This window comes from Mesorhizobium sp. P2_E7, from assembly GCF_056403855.1.
Window position 1 is genome coordinate 2400931 of the sequence record NZ_JBFUER010000001.1, and the last position, 23670, is coordinate 2424600.

A 23670-nucleotide genomic window follows, 5' to 3' on the forward strand; every position below is an offset into this window, starting at 1 on the left:
AAGCCATTAGAAGAAGCTGAAGCTGTCCTTGTCGAGCGCCGCAAGCTGCGTGCCCTTCAAGAACAACTGGTCGCCGCTGCCGAAATCGAACAGCACGCCGGTATCGGTCTGATGCGCGGTCTGCATCAGGTCCTGGAAGTCATCGATGCCATTCACGTCGATGCTGATTTCGTCGCCGGCGATGAAGAAGGTCCGCAGCAGCCTGGCTCCCGGATCGAAATCGGTGATCGTGTCGCTGCCGTCGCCCTGGGAGAAGATGAAATTGTCGTTGCCCAGACCGCCGGTCAGCTGATCATTGCCGGTTCCGCCGGAAATCCTGTCCCTGCCGATGCCGCCAGTGATGCTGTCGTCGCCTTCGTTACCGTCGAGACGATTGTCACCCATAAGGGCGATCAACGTATCGTTGCCACGCCCGCCGGCCATGTTGCCGCCAAGCAAGCCACCGACCATCCGGTCATTGCCATCGCCGCCGAAATGCGAGCCGCCGCCGAAGCCGCCGAATATGTTGTCGTCGCCGGACGTGTGCTGCTGATAGTTGGCATAGGTGTTGTCGGCCTTGACATAGACAATGCCGTTGCTGGTGCTCTTGCCGTCGCTCACCGAGTAGATGAACTGGTCGTCTCCGACAAAGCCCGTGGCCGCGCGATAGGTGACGACACCGTTCTGCAGGGTGACCGTACCGTGACCACCCTGGCCGACACCGACGACGGACAGCGGGTCGCTGTCCGGGTCAGTGTCGTTGGCCAAAAGCACACTGGTGTTAAGCGTCAGCGCGTTCGGCGTATAGACGTAGTAGCGGCCGTCATTATGCACGACGGGCGCGCCATTGCCCTGCTGGAAGGTGACGTTGAAAATATCCGAATTCTGCAGCGAGCCGTCGCTGGCCAGGATCTGGACATTCCAGACACCGGCCGCATTGTGCGGCGCCGTGCCTGTCAGTTTTGCCCCATCGAAGGTCATCCACGACGGCAGCGCGTTGCCGTTGGCGAGGCGAGCGGCGTAATGCAGTGCGTCGCCGTCCGGATCGCTGAAGGTGTTGGCCGGAATGTTGATGCTGAAGGCGCTGCCGGTTTTCAGCGGTTGGCCGGAACTGTTGGTGCTGACATCCGGCAGCGGATGGTCGAGCACCGGCGCATCGTTGACCGGGTTCACCGTGAATTTGAAGATATCGGAAGTCGACAGCGAGCCGTCGGACGCAGTGACCTTGAGGTCGATCGAACCGTTGAAGTTCTGCGGTGGCCTGCCGGTCAGCCGCAGATGCTCGGCATCGGCGACCAGCCAGGACGGTAGCGCCGCACCGCTGGCGGTGGTGATCGAATAGGTCAGGTGATCGCCTTCGACATCGGTGAACAGGTTCTGCTGCAGCGTCACGTCGAAGGCCTGGTCCTCGAGCACGAAGCGGTCAGAGAACGGCGCCACGATGCGCGGCGCGTCGTTGACCGGATCGATGACGAGGTCGAAGCTGGACGACGCCGACAGTTCGCCGTCGCTGGCGGTGACCTGCAGCGAAATGGTGCCGTTGAAATCGGCCGGGGGCGTGCCGGTGAAGCGCATGCTGGTCGGGTCGAAGGCGAGCCATGACGGCAGCGCCGTGCCGCCGGCCCTGGTTGCGGTGATCGTCAAAATGTCGTTGTCGACGTCCGACGCCCAGCCTTCCGGAAGCGTGAAGTCAACCGGCGCGTCCTCGGCTGAATGCCGGTTCTGCAGCGGTGTGACGACGGGCGGATCGTTGACCGGATGATCGCTGACGGTGATCGTGCCGGTATCGGTCAGATGGCCGTCGGAGACGACATATTCGATCTGCACGTCGCCGGAAGCGTTGGCTTCGCGCGTCACCAATATGTTGCCGTGCCCGTCGAGCACCGCGGTGGCACCCGGACCGGCGGAGACCGAAGTGATGGTCAGCGTGTCGCCGTCAACGTCATGGTCGTTGGCCAGTATCGACTGCACGCTGATGGTCGTGGGCTGGTCCTCCTGGCCTTCGACGGCATCGTCGACGGCAACCGGCGCGTCGTTGACACCTTGAATGACCAGTTGGACGGTGCGGCTCACCTGTGCCGTGCCATCGCTGGCGGTGACGCGGAGCTCGATCGTGCCGGCGAAGTCGGCCGGCGGCTGGCCCGTAAAGCCTCTTGCCTCAGGATGATAAACCAGCCAGTCGGGCAGCGGATTGCCATTGGCGAGCAGCACGCTGACGGCAATGGCGTCGCCATCGATGTCGGCAAAGGCCGAGCCAGGCAGTTGCGCGGCGAAGTAGGTGTCTTCGATGCCGGTCAGCGGTGCGATGGCGCCGATCGTCGGGGCATCGTTCACCGGCTGCAAGTTGATGGTCACCGTCGCCGTGTCGGTCGCTCCGGTGATGTCGGTCAGCACATAATCGAAGCTTGCCGGTCCGTTGCGGTCGGCATCCGGAACGAAGACGATGTTGCCGGCGCCATCGAAGCTGACCGTGCCGCCAACGGCATTGGCGAGCGCGGTGATAGAGATCGACTGGCCGTCGACATCCCCGTCATTGGCGCGCAGGGCGGCGACCGGGATGACCAACGTCTGGTCCTCAGTGCCGGACACGCTGTCATTGGCTGCCGTCGGGTCGTCGTTGACCGGACGGACATCGACACTGAAGGTCCCCGTCACGTTAGGCCCGCTGCCATCGGTGATGGTGTAGTTCAGCGTGAAATGACCATTGGCATTGGCGGCCGGCGTGAAGCGGATCATGCCGTTGGGCAGCTCTTCCACACCGCTGCCGAAGGCGCCGACGAAGCTGATTGTGCCGCCGTCCGGATCGTAGTCGTTGGCCAGAAGTTCGGCCGGGTCGATGTCGATGAAACCATCTTCGTCGATGGTCCAGCCGCTGTCGGAGACGGCAATTGGCAGATCGCCTTCCGGCAGCACAGTGAGCGTAACCGTGCCCGTGGTGCTGCCGCCATGACCGTCGGAGACAACATAGGAGAAGCCGCCATTGCCGAAATAGTCGGCGCGCGGCGTGAAGATCGCCTGGCCGCCTTCGATGCGGATCGAGCCGTTGACCGGATCGAGCACCGAAATGATGCTCAAGGCTTCACCCTCGACATCGCTGTCGTTGGCGAGCAGATCAGCCAGGGCGATGGCGATCGGCTGGTCTTCATGCGTGGTGTAGCCGCTTTCGTTCGCCACATCAGGCGCATCGTTGACCGCGGCATAGTCGACCACGATGTTGTGCGTTTCGACCGACCCGAGCCGCCCGTCCGTCACCGTATAGGTGAAGGTGACCGGACCGTTGACGTTGTCGCGCGGCACCAGCGAAATGCGGCCGCCGGGCAAGATGAAAGCCTGGCCGCCATCGCCGTTCTGATCGACGCCGACAAAGGAAATAACGTCGCCGTCGGGGTCGGGATCGTTGGCCAGGAGATCGGCAATCGCGACCACGAAAGGCGTGTCCTCGACACCCTGGAAATGGTCGGCGGCGGCGATCGGGTGCTGGTTGGTCGAGACGACGTTGACCGTGACCCGACCGATGTCGACACCGTCCGCATCGTCGGTCACCACATATTCGAACCAGGCTTCGCCGTCGAAATTGTGGTCGGGCGTGAACAGGATGGTGTTGCCCGACAGCTGGACCGCGCCGTGCACGGCATTGAACACTGAAAGGACACGCAAGGCGTCGCCGTCAATGTCGCTGTCATTGGTGGTGAGCGTCGCCGGATCGATCGACAGCACCGTGTCCTCGAGACCGTTGACATGGTCGTCCCGCGCCACCGGCGGATCGTTTGCCGCGGCGACATTGACGTGAACCTGAGCCGTGCTCGTGCCTTCGTGATCGTCGGTAATGGTATAGGTGAAGGTGACCGGGCCTGATTGCTGCGGCGCCGGATTGTAGGTCAGCGTCACGCCGGCATTGCCGTCGACCGGCAGCGAAAGTGCCGTGTCCACCGTTTCGGTGCCATCGGTCGAATGCACAAGGACGGCCAGCGTCTGGTGCAGGCCGAGGGGCGGAGTGCCGGAAAGGCGGCCGGTCTGCGGATCGATGGTGAGCCATGACGGCAGCGGGCTGCCGTCGGCAAGCGTCGCCGAATGCGTGACAGGGCCGGAATCCAGACCCGAGACGGGCGGCAGGTCGACGGCGAACTGCGGGATGTTGACCGTCAGCGTGCCGCGATCCGGTGTTCCGATCGCAACAACGCGGATGGCATCGCCGTCATCGTCGCGGTCGTTGGCGAGCAGCGAGGCGAGCGTGAAGGTAACCGGCGTGTCTTCCGAGGTGTTGACCGTATCGTTGACCGGGTCGGGCAGTTCGCGTTCGGCCGCGACATTGACGACGATGCGGCCCGGATCGTGCGAGACGGCGCCCTTCACGTCATGGGCGTTGTACTCGATGACGAAAGCGCCGTTGAAGTCTTCCGGCGTCGAGACATAGATGTGCTCGCCATCCGTGCTGACCGAGAAGCCGCCCTGGTTGCCCAGATGGTAGGTCTGGTCGATGACGACGTTCTTGATCAGCGCGAAGGCCGGCATGCCGGTTTCCGCCGAAGCGCCGACATCGATGCGCACCGGGATAGAGCCGACATATTCGGCAGGCGGCGTGCCGGTGAACGACAGCGTTTGCGGATCGAAATGCAGCCAGCCCGGCAGGTCGGTGCCGCTCGCCTTGGCGGCGGTGACGGCGGCATCGTCGGCCACCGGCAACACCCATAGGCCATTGGCGGCGAAGAACGCCGGATTGGCAAGCAGCGCATTGATGGCGGGATCGAGCGGCGCATTGGGATCGATGCGGAACTCGACGGCAAAACCCGGTTGGCCGGCGTCCGTCGGCGCGAAGGCGATGCGCACGCGGGCAATGTCTTCGCCCGCGCCAGGCTCGACAGCAGTGCGTTCCAACCGCATCGTCTCGGCATTGAACGACAGCCAACCCGGCAACTCGCGGCCCGAGGCCAGCTCCGCCGACCAGGTGCCTTCGCCCAGCCCCACAGCCAGCAGGTCGGGGTGATAGACCACGCCCGTGGCGAGAGCGGCGGCATCCGCCGGGTCGATCGATACATGGCCCTGATAGGACACTGGTTGGCCGCTGTGCGGGTCGGTGTCGGAGAAGGTCAGCGCCACATTGACCGGGTCGACGGTGCCTGCGGGCGGCGTGCCGGTGAACGTCAGCGTGGCCGTGTCGAAGGCCAGCCAGGACGGCAAAGGCGTGCCGTCGGCCAGCGTCGCAACAACAGTGACGCCGGCGTCGACCAATGGGGATGCGAGATCGACGCTCTCTTCATGCAAGGTGCGATGGCTGAAGTCGTCGGTTACCACGCCGATGACGTGCGCGTCCTCGAAGAAGATGACGTCGCCTTCGGGATCCATGTCGTTGGCGAAGGCTTCGGCCGCCAGGACGGTGATCGGATGATCCTCGAGGCCGGAGGTGATGTCGTCATGGAGCACGGGCGCGTCGTTGTCGACCAGGATGGTGATCGAAACAAAGGCTGTGTCCGTGCCGCCACGGCCATCGGAGATGGTGTAGGTGAATCCGGCGGCGCCGTTGTAGTCGGCGCGCGGCGTGAAGACGATCATTCCGTCCTCGTTGAACGCCACCTTGCCGTTGAGCGGGAAGCGCTCGAGCTCGATGATCGACAGCGGATCGCCGTTCGGGTCGGTGTCGTTGCCCAGAAGGATCGACGGATCGATGATGATCGGCTGGTCTTCCAGCGTCTCGAAACCGCCATCGTTGCGGGCATCCGGCGGATCGTTGAGCGGAATGACATGGACCTCGACCAGGCCGGTCGACTGTGCGCCATGCACGTCGACGACATCATAGAGGAACGAGGCGTCGCCAAGTGCCGCGCCATCGAAATCGATGACCTGCACCGCGACGCCGTTCTCGATGATGGTGCGCAGCGTGGCCGTGCCGTTGCTGGCCGAGTGAATGCCGACGAAGGAGAAGGCATCGCCTTCGACGTCGTGGTCATTGGCCAGGAGGTCGCGGACGTAGATCGTCTTGGTCTGGCCGAGGCGCGCGGTGGCGCCGTCCTTTTCGGCATATGGCGCATCGTTGACGCCGACGAAGTTGAGCTCCACCGAGGCGGTCGAGGTTTCGCCCGACGGATCGCTGATCGTGTAGGTGAAGCCGACGAAGCCGTAATGGTCGCCGTCCGGCGTGAAATAGATGCCGTCGCTGCCGGCAAAGGCAATGCCGTAAGAGGCCGCGCCCGGCAATGTCTGGTAGAGCGGATGGCCGTTGTCGTCGAGCAATGGACCGACCGCCACGACCCGGAGATCGTCGCCGTCGACATCGACGTCGTTGCCGAACAGATCGGCATAGGAGATGAACAGGACCGTGTCTTCGACACCGGTGAAGACGCCATCATTGTGGGCAACCGGCGCATCGTTGACCGGCAGCACGTCGACCTCGGCCCTGGCGGTCGATTCACGGCCGGTCTGGTCGCGTACCGTGTATTCGAAGAAGGCGTCGCCATTGAAGTTCGCCGCGCCGACAAACTGCACCGAACCATCGGCCAGCAACGTGGCTGTGCCGTTCACCGCATTGCCGACCGAAACGATGGTCAGAAGTTCCGCGCCCTCGGCGGCGTCGTTGGCGGTCAGCCGATGCGGCGCGATCACCAGCGCTTCGTCCTCATTGGCGAAACGGATGACATCGTCCTCGGCGTTGAAGCTGCCATTGCGCTGCAGGAAGGCGATATCGTCGCGATCCCAGACCGTGCCGTCGGCGAACACCACCTCCTCGATGCCGGTTGCCGGCCCGACGAAATGGTTGACGACGCGCACCGTGTCGATCAGCAGCCCGTCATCATGCTCGAGCTCGAGCACCAGGTCGTCGCCCTCGCGGATGACGCTGACGTCGCGCACATGCACGTCGGCATCGAGCACGATGCGATCGGTATCGCTGACCGGACCGTTTTCGTAGATCGTGTCGGCGCCGGAATCGAAGCCGAAGAGATAGCGGTCAGAGCCCGCGCGGCCGACAAGCGTGTCGTCGTCGAAGCCGCCTTCGAACGTCTCGTCCGCTGCACCACCGGCGAGATAATCCTGGTAGGATGAGCCGACCAGCATGTCGATGTTGGCCAGCACGTCGCCTGCCGCTTCGCCACCGGAGCCGAGGCCGCTGCCGAGGTCGACGATGACGCCTTCATCGGCCGCACTGTAGTCGGCGGTATCGAAACCGCTGCCGCCGTCGATGTGGTCGGCGCCACGGCCGCCGCGGATGACGTTGTCGCCGGCATCGCCGATGATGGTGTCGTCGTGGAAGCTGCCGATCACCAGTTCGATCGACGAGAAGGTGTCGCCGAGCGCATCGCCGCCGCCGGCCGCGCCATTGGCCATGTTGATGCTGACGCCTTCGACCGACGTCGAATAGTCCGCCTGGTCGATGCCGTCGCCGCCGACCATCTCGTCGGCGCCACGGCCGCCGATCAGTATGTCGTTGCCGGCGCCACCGAAGAGGTGGTCGTCGCCACGGCCGCCGGTCAGCGTGTTGTCATTGCCATCGCCTTCCAGCACGTCGCTGAAATCGCTGCCGATGAGGTTTTCGATGCCGACGAGAATGTCGCCGGTCGCATCGCCGCCCGTGGCGGTGCCAGCGGCCAACGAAACCTGCACGGCTGCATCGGAGAGGAAATAGTCGACAGTGTCCGATCCGGCGCCGCCATCGAGCCGGTCGGCGCCTTTGCCGCCGTCGAGCCGGTCATTGCCCAGGCCGCCTTCCAGGATGTCGTCGCCTTCGCGGCCGACCAGCAGGTCGGCGCCGCCGAGGCCTTTCAGCACATTGGCGTTGGCATCGCCGTCGAGCTCGTCGGCGAAGGTGGTGCCGATGAGCTGTTCGATCGAGAAATAGACGTCTCCCTGCGCATGGCCGCCCTGGCCGATGCGCGCGGCAAGATCGGCGCGAACGCCGATGTTCGACCCGGCGAAATCGACCGTGTCGAAACCGTCGCCGCCATCGATGCGGTCGGCGCCATCGCCGCCGACGATGTAGTCGTCGCCTTCGCGGCCGAAGATATCGTCATTGCCGCCAAGGCCCTCGATGCGCTCGCCGAGATAGGTGCCGATGATGAGATCGCGGATGGCGGTGCCGGTCAGCGTTGCGGCGTGCGTCGCCGAAATCGTCGCGTGCACGGTGCCGTCGTCCTCGACGCCGGCCTCGTCCTTGATGATGTAGTCGAGCGAGACCGCGCCTGAGAAGCCGCGCGCATATTCGACGACGATGAACTCGTTGTTGTAGATGGTCGCCGTGCCGGCGCTGGTCGAACGCACGCCCGCGAACGACAGCAAGGCAGCGTAGTCGTCGGGATCGAGATCGACGTCGCTGTCATTGGCCATCAGGTCGGAAATGCGCAGCACCAACGGCGCGTCGAGGCTGGTCGAGCCGGTGTCGGGCGCCGCCGTGGGTGCGTCGTTGACCGGGATGATGACGATCGAGACGGTGGCGCTGTCGGTGCCGTCGGCATTGTCGGTCACGATATAGGAGAATTGGCTCCCCGAGGTGGCGTTGAGTGCCGGCGTGAAGACGATATCGCCGTTCTCGTTGAACGCCACGCTGCCATGCGCGCCAAAGCCCATCGATACGCTGATGATCTCGAGCGGGTCGCGGTCGATATCGGTGTCGTTGCCCAAAAGGGCTGCGACCGGAATGACGGTCGGGACATCCTCATAGACATAGATGATGTCGTTGTGAGCTTCCGGCGGCGCGTCGCCGACCGGCGCGAAATAGAGGGTAACGGTCGCATCGTCGACCAGACCGCCCTCGTCGGCAACGACGTAGTGGAAGACAGCCTCGCCCCAATAGTCGGGATCGGGTGTGAAGACGATGGTGCCGTCCGCACGCAGCTCCACCGTGCCGTTCTCGGCGGCGGAGACTGACTGGATGGTGAGGTTCAGCCCATCGATGTCGCCATCATTGCCAAGCAGAGAAGCGGCCGAAATGATGAGCGGCGTGTCCTCGGTCCCTCTCAGGGAGAATGCCGTGTAGTGGTCGTCGCGAGCGTTCGGCGCATCGTTGACCGGATCGACCTGGACATTGACCCGCGCCTCGACGAGGCCGCCCTGCCCGTCATCGACCGTGTAGAAGAAATACGCCTGGCCGAAATAGTTGGATGACGGCGTGAACAGCACCGTCTGGTTTTCGAACAACTGCACCGAACCGCCGCTGCCGCCGCGCACCGAGGCAATGTGGAGCGGGTCGCCGTCATGTTCGATATCGTTGGCCAGCAGCGTCGCGGCCGCGATCAGGATCGGCTCATCCTCGTCGATGGTGAGCGCATCGGCCACTGGCGCCGGCGGATCGTTGACCGGCGTGACGTCGATCCGCACCGTGGCGGTATCGGTTGCGCCCTGCGCGTCGGTGACCACATAGGTGAAGGTGGTCTGGCCGAAGAAGAAGGGCTCTGGCGTCACCAGGATCACGCCGTCGTCGGTGAGCTCGACGCGGATGTGTTCATTGCCGATCACCGAGGTCACCCGCAGCGCATCGCCGTCGATGTCGATGTCGTTCTGCAGCAGGGCCGACACGTTGATCTGGAACACCTCGTCCTCCGCGGTGACGAAGCCCGTATCGTTGCGTGCGTCCGGCGCGTCGTTGCGCGGCGTCACATCGATGTAGACGATCGCTTCGGCGCGTCCGCCTTCCGGCGTGTTCGCGACATAGCGGAAGCTTGCCAGCCCGTGGAAATTCTCGGACGGCGTGAAGCCGATATGGCCATCGCTGGACAGGCTGACAGTACCGTTCACGGCATCCAGCACCTGGGCGACGATCATCCGGTCGCCGTCGATGTCGTTGGAAAGAAGCCGCCTGACATCGATGGACAGGAATTCGTCTTCGTTGACGGTGAAACCGAAATCGTCCTTGGCGCTGGCCGGCGGCATCACACGCACGTCGACGGTCGCGGTCGACAGGCCATTGCGGCCATCGCTGACCGTATAGGTGAAGGTGGTCGCGCCGGTGAACCCGGGAGCGCCGGTGAAGATGATCTCGCCATTGGCGCCGATCTGGGCGGTGCCGTTGGGGCCGCCATGCACCGCAATGATGCGCAGCATGTCGCCATCGGCATCATAGTCGTTGCGCAGCAGAAGCGTCGGATCGAGGCGAAGCTCCTGCTCCATCTTGACGGTGAAAATACCGTCCTCGACGGTCACGGGCGCATGATTGTCGAGCAAGGTGAGCAGCGTCTGGCGGGTCCAGACCACGCCGTCGGCAAAGACAATCTGCTCGACGCCAGCCCCCGTTTGCGACAGCGCATCAAGCACGGTGATGGTGTCGTTGCCGGAGGCGAAGGAAATGACCACCGTGTCGCTGCCCTTGTAGAGGCGCTCGACCGTTGCTTCCAGCGAAAGCAGGTCGGTGATTTCCAGGCGATCGCCGAGCGTGGTGCCGGTGTCCTCGATGAGGTCGTGGCCGTCGCCCTGCGAGAAGCGATAGACATCGTTGCCCTGGCCGCCGAGCAGCCAGTCGTCACCGCGTCCGCCGACCAGCAGATCGTTGCCGTCGAATCCACGGATGGTGTCGGCCTCCGCCGTCGTCGCCGAGGACAGGACCGCGGCGCGCATGGCAGCGAGATTCCATTCGACGCCATCGGCAAAGACGATCTTCTCAATGCCGTGGCCGGAACCCGACAGAGTGTCGGTCAGCGTGATGCGATCCTGCGCGCCGTGGAGACGCAGCACCAGATCGTTGCCGTCGGCGGGGCTGCGGCGGGCCCATTGCAGATCGGTCGAGGCAATGCCTTGCAACACCAGCCGGTCGCCGGTGCTGGTGGCGCCGTCGCTGATACGGTCGTCGCCGTCGCCTGCGGCGTAGATGTAAGTGTCGTTGCCGCCGAGGCCGATCAGCAGATCGGCGCCGGCATTGCCGCGCAACGTGTCGGCGGCGCTGGTCCCGATAATCTGGTCGGATTCCGGGCTTGGATTGCCGAGCACAAGCGAACTCTGGATTTCGGCCCAGTTGTAGACACGGCCGGAATCGACGAGGACCACGCGCTCGATCGCGTCCGCGAAGCCATCGCTCAGTCCATTGACAATTGTGATGCTGTCGCCGCTGTCGCCCAACCGGATGATGAGGTCCTGACCATCGCGGCCACGCCGGGTGAAGCTGATCTCGCTTGCCGCATAGCCTGAAATCTCGATCGTGTCGGTGCCCGATCCGGCATCCCGCACGATGTCCTGGCCGTCGCCACGCGCAAAGACATAGGTGTCGTCGCCGGCGCCGCCCGAAACATAGTCGTCGCCGGCAAGACCGGCGAGGCGATCGGCCTGCGAGGTCCCGGTGATGCGATCATCACCCGTCGTCGCGACGTTGCGCTGGGCCAAGGTCTCGAACATCTCGCGCGTCCAGACCGTGCCGTCTTCAAAGGTGACCTGCCAGATGCCGTTGCCCTGGTTGGCCAGGAAAGATTCCCGCAGGGTGATGCGGCCGCCGTCGCCGGTGCCTTCGGCACTCTCGGGGATGAGCAGTTCGAGATCGTCATGGAGGCCGCGCCTGACCGTCACCTCATCCGGTGAGATGCCGCGCAGGACCAGCGTGTCCTGGTCCCAGTATCCATTGTCGACAATGACGTCGTAGCCGTCACCACGCTTGTAAACATAGGTGTCGGCGCCGCCGTCGTCGGTGAAGTAGTCGTTGCCGCCGCGGCCTTCGAACGTGTTGTCGGAGGTATCGCCGTGGATAATGTCGTCGAAATTTGTGCCCGCCGCCTGCAACAGCAGGCTCTGGATCTCGTCGGCAGTGACCACCGTACCGTCGTCGAACACCACCGTGGCCACGCCAGGGTTGCCGAAGAAACTCTCGCCGAACAGACCGTCGATCAACACGCTGCCGCCATCGCCGGCGCCGGGGCTGCTCTCGTCGATCTCGACCAGCACGCCGTCATAGACGTCGCGGAAATAGACATCGTCGCGCGAAACGTCTTCGAGCCTCAGCACGCTGCCTTCGCCGCGACCCTGCTCATCGATCACCAGATCGTCGCCATCGCCGCGATGGTAGACATAGGTGTCGGCGCCGCCATGGCCTGACAGCGTGTCGTTGCCATGACCGCCTGTCAGCACATCATCGAAGCCGCTACCGACGATGTCGTCATTGCCGGTCGTTGCCTTCGCGGCAATGAGATCGGCGATGATGCCGCGGACCGTGCGCTCATCGCCATTGGCAAAACGGATCAACTCGACATTGGTGTCGTCGTCGTTGTTCCTGGGGCCAAAGGCGTCGACGATTGTGACCGAACCGGCACTGACTCCGGCACCGGTCGCGACATTGGCGATCAGATTGTCGCCAAAGCGCCTGAAGGAGACCTGGCTGGCATTGAGGTCGGCAAAATCGACGACATCGGGGCCGGTTTCTTCGACGAGCTGTGCCAGGCCGATTTCGGGACCTTCGCCACCATGAATGACGCCGAGATAGGCGTCCCTGCCATTCTCGACGATGGTGTCGTTGCCGTCGCCATTGCGGTAGACATAAGTGTCGCCGACGGCGCCGGTTTCGATGTAATCGTCGCCGTGGCCGAGTTCATAGGTCAGTGCCGGACCGGCATTGACGACATAGTCGGCGCCGGCCGTCGTGCGGCTGGCAACCCAGGCGGCGGCGATCGCCGTCTCGTCCCAGACGCTGCCGTCACCAAAGGTGATCGAAGACACGGCAAGCCGTTCGTAGCCATACGCGTTGTAGCCGCCCAGGAAACGGATACTGCCGCCATTGCCGGAGCCCGCCGGGTTGTCGGCGAATTCAAGCAGCAGATCATGGTTCTGGCGCAACACGGTCAGTTCGCCAGGCGCGATGCCGCTCAGATCCAGGGCGAAGCGCCCGCCATCATCCTGATTGGCCACGATATCGTTGCCGTCGCCGCGTGCGTACCGGATGCTATCCTGACCGGATATGCCCTCGATCAGGTCGTTACCGGTGCCGGGATCGAACAGATCGGCGCCGGGCAGGCCAACCACGCGGTCATCACCCGCGGTCTGGTCGCCCGCGAGCATACGGGTGGAAATATCGGCTTCCGACCAGATCGTTCCGTTGTCGAATACGATGGACACACCGGTCCAGCCGAGATCGGCGGCGGCGTAAGCCATGATGATGCTGCCGGCATCCGACCCGTTCGTCTCATGGGCCGCGATCGAAAGCACCAGATGCTCGAAACGGCGCGATACCGTCAGTTCCTCAGGCGTGATGCCATGCAGCGTGATGACACTGGTTTCGGGGGCCAAATCGCTGTGGTTTTGATAGTAGATGTCCTGGCCGTCGCCGCGGTTGTAGATGAACTGGTCGGCGCCGCCATTGCCATGGGCAATGTCGTCGCCCTTGCCGAGTTCGATGATGTCAGGCGACCAGTAGTCACCGTCGTAATTGTCGTTGCCCGGCGTTCCGTGCGCAACCGTCGGGTCGCCGTCACCACCATCGCCGCCGTCACCACCGTCGCCATTGTCGTCGACCGGCAGGCCGTTGCCGGTCAAGTGATCGCGGACATCGGAAAGCGTCCAGATCGTGCCGTCGGCGAACTGGATCTGTTCAATGCCCTCGGCAGTGATCTCCTGCTCGGTTTCCGGATCGATCAAAGTGCCTTCATTGGCCACCCAGACCAGCATCTTGCCGCCATCGCCGGCGCCGGGCGCGGATTCGCCATAGGTGAAGATATAGTCGCCACCACCGGCGTCACGCACGCCGGTGAGATCGCTGATGTTGAGGTCGCTGAAGATCAGTCGGTCGACCTCGCCCTCGCCCCGGCCGAGGTCGTATATGACGTCCTGGCCGTCACCCCTGGCGTAGGTGAATGTGTCGCTGCCGGCCTCATCCTCGAAATAGGTGTTGGCGGCGTCATTGGTATGCGTGTCGTCGGCGGCCGTGCCATAGCGTTCGTCGCTGTCGGGGAAGGTGATCAGGGCGCTGACGTCTTCGGCGGTCAAGGTCGTGCCGTCGTCGAGCACGATGTCGCCGAACCAGAACCGGTTTGGCCCCTGATAGTGCCAGAAAATGTCCAGGCTCTGCCGGAACACGATCGTATCGGCGCTGGTGGTGAAGCCCAGCGTCAGCAGCGGCTCGAGGAAGTCGGCGCTGAAGACGAGTTCGTCGGCCGTATAGCCGTGGAGGTGCAGCGTGTTGTTCTCGACCAGGCCGTCATTGTAGACGGCGTAGTCGGCGACGATGTCCTGTCCGTCGCCGCGCGTGAAGACATAGTCGTCGCTGCCGCCGGCACCGCTCAGAATATCGTTGCCGAGGCCGCCGGTTATCTGGTCGTCGCCGTCGCGCGCAAACACCACGTCGTTGCCGCCCAGCGCGTCGATGATCTCGCCATCGTTGGTGCCCTTCAGCGTGTCTTCGCCTTCAGTGCCGACGATGAGCTGCGGCTCATGCGGCACGATCAGCTGGGCGATATCGTCGATCGAAAGCACGGTCCCGTCGTCGAGCGCGATGCTGAGGGCTACTGACGCATAATCCCGCATACCGTCCGGCGGATAGCTGATGAACCTTATACTGTCGCTGCTGCCGTCAAAGGTGAGTGTCGCACTGAATTGTTGCGATGCTGCTGTGAAATGCAGATCGCTGAGTTCATAGCCGTGCAAATGCAGGACGTCACCTTCCGATGGCAACCCGGTTCCAAGCACCCAAAATTCGGTTGCGATCGTATCGTTGCCGTCGCCACGGGTGAAGGAATAGCTGTCGTTGCCGGCGCCGCCTTCGAGATAATCGTTGCCGAGGCCGCCGCTGATCGTGTCGTCGCCGTCGCCGGCAAAAACGGTGTCGTCACCGCCGAGCGCGTTGATGACTTCGTTGGCATCGCTGCCCTGGACCGTGTCGGCGTATTCCGTCGTCCGCATCTGGAACGCCAGGGCGCGCGCTTCCATGTCGGCGGCGGTCAATGTCACACCGTCGGCGAACACATAACGCTCGACGCGATAGTCGGTCGCCCAGCTCAGGAAGAAGTACTGGAGGCTGACCGAACCTTCGGCGCCGTCGAAGCTGATCTGCAGGTTGTCGCTGTCGAAGGGGTCGTGACGAACGGTGATTTCGGTCGACAAGATACCGGCGAACTCGATCGCGTCGTCATTGCCGCCATCATCATAGATGCGGTCGTGGCCGTCGCCGATCGCGTAGCGGTAGACATCATTGCCGCCGGAATCGAGGAACCTTTCGTTGGCGGCCGTGCTTTCGTGGATGTCGTTGCCGCTGCCGCCATTGACGTCGCGCGTGGCGCCGAGACTGGCCGGGCGCTGCTCGATCGCCGCAGCGATGGCGCTTTGTTGCCAGACCGTACCATTGGCGAATTCGATGCGGCCAAGCGTTAGGAGGCCGCTTTCGAAGCGTATCGAATCGGTTGAGCCGTTGACCTGGAGGGTGACGCTGCCGTCGTTGAACGTGGCGCCCAGAAGCACGATGTCGCCCGGATTGAGATCTGTCAGGCGCAGCGTATCGTATTCGTACGCGGGATAGTCCTTGTAGCCGAGCACCGTATCATGGCCGTCGCCGCGGCCGAATTCGATGACATCGACACCGCTGCCGGTGTCGATCACGTCGTCACCGGCGCCGCCATGCACCGTATCGATCGACGAATAAAGCGTGATCTCGTCGTTGCCGGGACCTGCGGCGACATTTAGCGCGGCGCGCTGATCGATCTCGGTGCGGTACCAGGTGGTGCCGTTCTCAAAGGAGATCGAGGAGATGTTGTGGGTGTAGTTGTCGTTCGCGTCCAGCTTCAGCCGGTCCGTCGTGCCGGCGAAGGTCAGGATCATCGAGCCTGGATCGGTCGGATCGAGCGTGACCGTCACCTGGTCGGGCGTATAGCCGACAATCTTCAGCGAGTTGCTTTCGTAGCCACTGTCGGCGAAGACATCCTGGCCGTCGCCGCGCGTGAAGACATAGATATCGCTGCCGTAGCCGCCGTCGATGAAATCGTTGCCGTGGCCGCCGGTCAGCGTCTGGGCATTGCTGGAGCCGATGATGTAGTCGTCGCCAGCAGTCGCCGATGGGGCATCGATGCTGTTGATGATGTCATTGTAAGACAGCGTCACGCCGCCGGGGAATTTCACCTGCTCGATGCGGTTGTAGTTGGAACCGGCGTAGCCGTTGACGATGAGGATCTCGTCATCCGTACCAGCGAAGCGGATGAGCAGATCGCTGTCGTTGCGCGGCGAGCGCAGGAAGATCGCCTGATCGGCCGTGTAGCCGCGAATATCGAGCGTATCGGTGTCGGAATAGCCGCCGTTCTCGCGGATGACATCATGGCCGTCGCCACGCTTGAACACATAGGTGTCGCTGCCATAGCCGCCGGACAGCGTGTCGTTGCCGCCCTCGCCGACCAGCGTATCGGCACCGCTGGTGCCGTTGATGATTTCATCGCGCGCCGATTGCCGATGGTTCTCCAGCGCAAACAACGCGTCGGCGATCGTCCAAGTCTGGCCGTTCTCGAAGGTGATCTGCTGGATGCGGGCGCGGCTCGATGTGTCGAAGCCGTCGACAATGACGATCTCGTCGCCATTGTCGAAGCGCAGCACCATATCGTCCGGCCGGTCGGTATAGCGCACCACCGTGACGTCATCCGGCACGTAGTCGTGGATGACGAGCCGGTTGACCTCCGACGAGCTTGTGCCCTGGTCGTCGATGATGTCGCGGCCGTCGCCGCGCGAGAAGATGTAGGTGTCGCTGCCGGAGCGGCCCGACAATGTGTCGTTGCCCTGTCCGCCTGCCATCGTGTTGGCGCCAATGGTGCCGGTTATGACATCGTCATAGGGCGTGCCCTGGCCGACGGCGGCCTCGAACAGCTGCTCGCGCGTCCAGGTGGTGCCGTCGCCGAAGACGACCTTTTCGACGCCCTGATAGGTGCCGAAGCGCAGCACGATCTCGTCATTGGTGCCAGCGAAGGACAGGACGATTTCGTCACGGTCGGCGACCGGCTTGCTGATCGCCACCTCATCGGGGCGGTAGCCGCGAATGTTCAGGCGATCTTCGCCCGAAGAGCCGAGATCGGAGATGACGTCACGACCGTCGCCGCGGTTGTAGATATAGGTGTCGGCGCCCTCGCCGCCCTGGACGTCGTCGTCACCCTTGCCGGCGTCGATCGTGTCGGCGAGGTTTGAACCGGTGATGACGTCGGAGCGCTCGGTGGACTGCGCAAGGATCGCCTGGCGCACCAGTTCGGCGCGGTCCCAAACAACGCCGTCGGCGAACTCGATCGACGGGATGGTGGCGTTGGTCAGGGCGCCTACGATGCGCAGCTGATCGCCTGAATTGGGGAAGGCGATGACGAGATCCGGGCCGTCCAGATCGACGCGGCGGATCACCGCTTCGCTCGAGGCAAGATCGGCAAACTGCACGCGGCTCGCCACATACTGGTTGGCATTGACGATGTCGGAGCCGTCGCCGGCCCTGAAGATCAGTTCGCCGTCCTCGCCGATGGAGACGGAATCGTCGCCATGCCCCGGTTCGACCGTCACCGGCAGATTGATGTCGGCGTCGACGATGTCATGGCCGGGCGTCTGTGCGTCGGCAAGCAGGCTGCGCAGCACGGAATCCATGCCGAGCACCGTGCCGTCCTCGAAAACGAAGCTCTCGATCTGCTGGCCGCTGTAGGGACCCGTGCCTGAGCCGCCAAAGATGATCAGCGTGTCGCCGCTGCCCTTGAGCTGGACCAACAGGTCGCCGCGCTCGTCGGAGAAGGTCACCATGGCGGCGCTGATGCCGCTGCCGAAGACGACCTTGTCGACGCCGCCTGTATCGAGAATGGAATCGTCGCCCGAACCCAGGCCGAACTTGTAGGTGTCGTTGCCCTGGCCGCCTTGCAGCGCGTCGGAACCAGTGCCGCCATCCAGCACGTCGTTGCGGTCGTCGAAGCCGACCAGCACATCGTCGCCGTCGGTTCCGGTGAGCATCCTGGTGCGGATCTGCTCCAGCGTCAGCGTGGTGCCGTCGCCGAACTGGAATTCCTCCACCTGCCTGGTCGTCAGCCCGTCGATGATGGTCAGACGATCCTCGCCATTGCCAAGGTCGATGATGAGGTTGTTGCCATCGCGGCGCACGATGATGGAATCGGGATCGACCGAGCTGCCGAAGATGACGCGATCGATTGCGCCGGCGACACCGTCGGTCCGCTCGACGATCTCGTCGAGATCGTAGGCGCCGCCGAAGGCATAGGTGTCACCCTGGCGGCCGCCGATCAGCTGATCGTCGCCCTGGCGTCCGTCGAGCACGTTGGGCTGATCGACAATGCCGGTTATGACGTCGTCGCCACGGCTGCCGCCGACAATGGCGAGGCGCTCCTCAATATCGGAGATATGCCAGCGCGTGCCGTCGTGGAATTCGAACCACTCGACGCCGTCCTCGATCGCGCCGAACTGGTTGCGTACGCGCAACGTGTCGGTGTGGCCGGAGATCGAGATAAGCAGGTCGTTGCCGTCCTTGGTAAACACGGCATTGTCGATGGTGATGTCGTCGCCGAAGCGTATGGTGTCGTCGCGCTCGGCCACGGTCTTGTTGTCGCGGCCCTGCCAGGCTAGCCGGGTCTGGTGGTCCTGGACCACGTCGTGGCCGTAGCCGACATCGAACAGATAGGTGTCGCCGTCGCTATTACCGATCAGCGTGTCGTCGCCGCCGCGTCCGTCGATGACTTCGCCGAAGTCCGAGCCGACAAGGGTCTCGCCGGCCGACGTGCCGACAAGGTCGACATCCTCGGGGTTCAGATTGCGGAAATCCACGGTCTGGTCGGAGAAGACGAAGGTCTCGACCGCATGGCCCTGCTGGTCGTAGCGGTAGTACTGGTCCGACAGCGTCAGCTTCTCGCCGGTGTTACGCACCGTGAAGATGAGATCATTGCCGGCGCGGCCGATGATGACATCGTCGAAAGCGATGCCTTGCATGATCAGTGTGTCGCCGTCGCCCGACGTATCATAGACGACGTCGCGGCCATAGCCGCGCGCGAACACGTAGGTGTCGGAGCCGCCAAAGCCTTCCAGCCGGTCATTGCCGGCGCCGCCATCATGGGTGTTGCCGATGTCGAAGCCGTAGATGACGTCGTCGCCGTCGGTGCGGGCGAGATCGATGACATGCTGGGCAAGCTTGACGTAGTCCCAAGAGGTGCCGTCGGCGAAATCGAGCCGCTCCACCATATTGGCGAAGCCGAGCAGGAATTCGCTCTTGTACTGATCCTTCAGCGTCACCGTGTCGTTGGTGCCGGTGACCCGCATGGTGATGGTGGCGGAGGCGCCTTCGCGCTCGAAATCGAAGTCTGTCCAGCGCAGGCCGTCCTCGAACTTCAGCACATCGTAGCTGCTGCCGAAATAGTCGTTGTGGCCGTCGGCGATGACGTCGCGGCCATAGTTGCGGCCATAGATGTAGGTGTCGTCCTGTGCCCGCCCGACCAGAAGGTCGTCACCGGCGCCGCCATCCAGCGTGTCTGCGTTGTTGAAGCCGTAGATGACGTCCTGCCCGGTCGTCTTCATGTCCTCCAGGACATGCGCCATGATGTCCTTCTCGGTCATGAACGAGCCGTCCTGGAAGGCGACGCGTTCGATCGTGTCCGGGAAAAGCAGGCCCAGGAACGGAATGTTGTACCAGCCGAACTGGTTCTCCAGGGTGACGCGGTCACCAGTCGGGTTGCCCGCCGCGTTCAGCATCGTCAGCGTGACGTCGTTGCTTTCGCCGGCGCGATGGAAGCGGATGTTCTCCGGCGTGATGTCGCCGACGAACTGCAGGATGTCCATCTTGACTTTGGGATCGTCCGTCGGCCAGTCGTTGGAATCGGCGATGCGGTCGTCGCCGTCACCCTGGCGGAAGATGTAGATATCGCCGTCGCGGCCGCCGCGCAGAACGTCGTTGCCCTTGCCGCCTTCGAGGAAGTCGCGCGATTCCGAGCCGAGCACGAGTTCGTCGGCATTGGTCGGATGGCTGACCGCCTGAGCGATCTGGAAGGCATCCCAGATGACACCGTCGGCAAAGACGATGTTGACCATCTTGGTGTCGGGCGCGAAGTTGAAGCCGAACAGCGGATCGATCTTGTCGCCGACGAACTGGTTCTTGACGCGCAGCACGTCATCGGTGCCGATGATCTTGAGGACCAGATCCTGGCCGTCGCGCGTGGCGTAGACATCGGTCGACTTGGCCTGGGCGAAGCGCAATTCGTCGGCCGAATGCGCGCGCAGGGGCTCTTCGCGATCCTCGATGACGTCGTGGCCGAAACCCTTGCCGACGAAATAGACGTCGCGGCCATAGCCGCCCTTGTAGGTCTGGTCGCCGGCCGCCGAAATATAGAAATAATCGGCGCCGCCGGTGCCGTTGACGACCGGCCCGCCGGTCTCGGCGACCAGCTTGGTTTCGTCGACGCCGAGCGCGTCCATCACCGCCTGAAGGTCGGCGTCGATGCCGACATTCTCGAAGGCCGGGATGATCATCTGGAAGACGAATTCCTTGTCCAGCTTCATCGTGCCGGTGATGATGTTGGCCGTGGCATCGAGGTGGTAGTCGGGATAGACGACTTCGAGGATCTCGCGCCAATCGACGAGATAATCGTAGGCAGCCGTTGCGCCATCCGGAGCGCCGCGGAAGATCGCCTCGAACATCGGCGCCATTTCGCGGTCGGTGGTGGCGTAGAACTGGTCGGTGTCGGCGTTGTAGGCGAGACCCTGCGCGAACTCCGACAGGCCGCCTTGCAACGCCATGCGCACGGCAAAGCCGCGGCTGACCTCGATGTAGTTTTGCATCAGCACATCGAGCATGTCGATGGCCGGTTTGATGACGCTGTGATAGCTGCCGTCGGGATTTGTGTCGGGCGCTTCCTGGCCGTTGAAGGAGCCGACGGAATAGTCGAGCATGCCGGTCACCGGATCGGTGACGGCCTCCATCATCTGCGGCTGGAAATCGACGCCGTAGATCGAAGTGGCGAAATGCAGCTGGCCGGCCGTCATCACCTCGACGCGATAAGCGCTGTCATCGGTCGAGCCGACCTCGTCTAGCGTGTCGAAATCGACTTCGTAATTGCGCAGCTGGAACTCGCCGGGATGGCCGAGCTTGTTTTGCAATTCGATCGCGCGGTCGAGATTGCGGGCCCAGACATAGAAGCTGCCGTCGGCGTCGGTGACCTGGACGGTGTAGTCGACAACGACGCCGTCGATCAGGTAGACGCCGATCTTGTCGACCGGCAGGTCGGCATAGGGATTGGCGCCAAGGCTTTCAACGCGCCATTCCATGCCGGCGGGCGCCGCCATGGCGCGGATATCGGCGACGGTCGGATGGGAGATGACGTGGCCGGCCGCATCATACACCGGTGCGCCGCTGGCCAGACGCCAGCTGCCGTCGGGATTTTCAATGCCGTAGTCGGAAATGACGGCGCGGCCGTCGACGACCGCGACCAGATAGGGCGCGGCATCGCGATGCTCGAGCGGCTCGGCGCGCGAGATCGGCGAGAATGTCTGCTCCAGCCGCCAGTCTTGCCCCTGGGCGGTAGCCTGCGCCAGGATGTTTTCCAGCGTCGGCCGGGCGATTACATGGCCGCCGGCATCGTGCACGGCAGCACCGCTCTTCAAGGTCCAGTAGCCGCCGGCGGCATCCTCGACATAGACGCCACGGTCGACCAGCGAGACGCCGTTGGCGTCTTGCGAGACCAGGACCGGCGCCAATTCGCGCGTCAACTCCAGCGTCTCGGCCCAGGCGCCGAACACCGGCGTCGCCTTCTCGCGGATATCCCTGAGGTTGGCCACCGTCATCGACGCGGCCGCCGTTCTCACCGTGTCGGCAACTTGGAAATCATTGGACGCGGCGACGGCGAGATTGACCATCGAGCCGAAGCCCTTGGCGTCGGGCAGCTTGACGCCCTCCAGCCAGGCGGCCGTGCCCCTGTCGCCACGGAAGATGGTGTCGGTCGGGTCGGTCTCGAAGATCGCCTCGAAGACATTGCCGTGCGAGCCGTCGGCGCGGGTGAAGCCGCCTTTTTCGCGCAGTGTCGCGCCTTGCGGCGTCGTCGAATTCAGCGCCTGGCCGTGCGCGTCGATGGAGACGATGCCGAGCTGGCCGAGGCTGAACAATTCACCGCTGTCGGTGGTGCCGTCCTGGTCGAGGTCGCGCCAGACCTTCAGCTCGGCAAAGCCGGCATCGTTCAGATTGATGACGCCGTCATGATTGCCGTCGAGTTCGGCCAGCACCGAAAAGCCGGAACGATCCGGGCCGCCGAACATTTCCGAGACATCATCGATGCGGCCATTGCCGTTACGGTCGATGACCAGGAAGCCGTCATCGGCGCCGACCCAGCCGGTCCGCTCGGCAAAGTAATCGCCGTCGAGATCGAAATGCACGCCCGACTGCGACTTCGAAACGGTCTCGATGCCATCGCCGTCGAGGTCGAGCACCAGCGGATCGTCGACCGGCAGCCAGCGTATTGCCTTGGCGAGGTTTTCGAGCACGTCGATATAGGTGAACAGGCTGCCCCAGACGGCATTCCACAGCGAGATTTCCTTGGAGCCCTCGCCGCCATAGATGCGGAAGGTCATGCCGAGATCGCCGGCCTTCGGCACACCCCAGTTCGCGTCCTTCCAGCCGCCGAAATCATAGTTCTCGACGACCATGGCGTATTTGCCAATGCCGCCATACTGCCCATTGTTGGCAATGCCGTCGATGGCCATGCTCAGGGTGTTGATGACCAGCAGCTGGCCGCTATTGGTGTAGCCATAGAAGATGAACGGGAACAGCCAGTCGATGGCAAGCGAGCCGTCGCCGGCAGGGATACCGGCGATCGAATTGGAGCCGCCGAGCAACGGGAAACCGAACATCTGCAGGAGATCGTTCGGCTGGGCGTCCATGATGAACGTGTTCGGCCAATACCAGAACACGTCGGAATCGGTCAGGCCCGATGTCGAGACGCCGCCCTGGCCGTCGATCGTGTCGCCAAAGAGCTGGCCCTTCTCGGAGGTGTTGAAGATGAAGTCGCGGCCAAGCCCGCCGACGGCGATAGCGCCTGTGCCGCCGATGACGATGACCCAGTCGTCTCCTTCACCGCCGTCCAACTTCAAATAGAGGTCCGTTTCGGCTACAGGACGCGTGTCAGGCTGGCCCGCCGCAGGGGGTGGCCCAATTTTCTCGCCCTTGAAAATGTAATCCGGGAAAAGGCCAATCAGAACATCATCGCCCTTTTGGCCGAACGCCTCACCATGGCCGGTATGAAACAACCAGTCGTTCTTGTCACCGCCGATGATCGCGGAGCTGTCCTGACCCAACAGCCAGACGTTGCTCTCGTCGAAGGTGTAGATTGCGGCATCGCCGCTCGCGACCTGAAAAGAGTCGACCGGCAACGCGTCGACGCCATTATGAAGTTCGCCAGCATGAACGGAAGACACGATAAAGTTGGCAGCGACCTCTAGGATCGCGACGGCATGCCCCTCGAAGATCTTCATATGATCGAGGATGTATTTCCCCGAAATGTAGAGAACCGAATCTGGCTCGTCTGCAAAGGCCTCGACCAGATTCTGCGCTACCGCTCTGACGCCAAAATAAAAGCCCGCAGCCACGGCGGTGTACACTGCAACCGAGCCCCAAACGGGCGAGGAAGCAATCGCGAAACTAGCGGCCGCGTTAGCAAGTGGGATTGCCACCGCCGCAATGGCTGCCGTCGTCGCCGCCCATTCAAAAAACTTCTCGGTAAAACCGCCGGCCTTCTTGTACTCGGCCACGCCATCGAGAGCTGCAAGCATAGCCCCAACCGTCGCGCCGGTGAGTTTTAGCGAATATTTTGCCAGACTTCC

Annotated in this window: 1 protein-coding gene; it reads right to left on the bottom strand. The window is 63.3% G+C overall.

Features of this window, described 5'->3' with window-relative positions; translation table 11 throughout:
• Positions 1-6: 6 nt before the first annotated feature.
• Positions 7-23619 carry a tandem-95 repeat protein gene (locus AC1DYC_RS11900; protein ID WP_477406482.1) on the bottom strand — a complete coding sequence of 7871 codons (23613 nt, stop codon included), beginning with the start codon at positions 23617-23619 and terminating at the stop codon, positions 7-9.
• Positions 23620-23670 lie beyond the last annotated feature (51 nt).

What these genes read in the sequence shown, in the direction of transcription:
- AC1DYC_RS11900 (WP_477406482.1), bottom strand. Translation starts at nt 23,619, where the DNA reads ATGCTTGCAGCTCTCGATGGCGTGGCCGAGTACAAGAAGGCCGGCGGT.